Below are 610 nucleotides of genomic sequence, written 5' to 3' on the forward strand. Positions count from 1 at the left end.
GTGCTGGTTATCCTGGTCGTCGGCGCAATAGCCGCCGGGTTCTGGCTTAAGCGACGGTGAAGAGCTCCTCCTTTTTTGACATCTGCGGATTGGGGGCAGACCGGAGACCGGCATCCGCCCCTCCGCGTCCTTCATGCAAACCCTGCCTTCCACGCCCGGACAGATTTCTGTTGTTCCGGTGACCGCAAAGTTTATCACATATTATACATTATTAATCATGTAAAATACAGGACGGCCACGCAGAACAGAGGTCTGCGATGGTTACGCCCCGCGGGGACCGGCACCGCCTGCCGGCGACCGGTAAGCATCGGTAGCACGATTACGGGCTGCAAAAACCGGCCCGGATGATGAATGAAGACGGATGAAGAGAAATGGCAGAGACATTTGCCGTGAAACTGGAAGAGAGGTGCTACTATCCCGACCCCCGGTGTAAGGCGGCCGCCTGGACGCCGGACTACACGCAGGCCTACAGCGAGTTCCTGCGCGACCCGGAAGGGTTCTGGGACCGGGTCGCCCGCGAGCTCGACTGGTTCGAGCCCTGGGACCGGGTGAGGGAGTGGAACTACCCCTACGCGAAGTGGTTCGTCAACGGAAAACTGAACATCACCAC

1 protein-coding gene (cut by a window edge) is annotated in these 610 nt (G+C 59.0%); it reads left to right on the forward strand.

The features are described 5' to 3' along the window. The first annotated feature begins 371 nt into the window (after positions 1-371). Positions 372-610 carry the beginning of an acetate--CoA ligase gene (gene acs, locus ACI94_RS03965; RefSeq protein WP_286681114.1) on the forward strand. Its footprint extends 1615 nt past the window's final position, so the window shows 239 of its 1854 coding nt (coding positions 1-239); it begins with the start codon at positions 372-374; its stop codon lies beyond the right edge, outside the window.

The organism is Methanoculleus sp. DTU007, assembly GCF_001512385.1.
Classification (GTDB): Archaea; Halobacteriota; Methanomicrobia; order Methanomicrobiales; family Methanoculleaceae; genus Methanoculleus; species Methanoculleus thermophilus.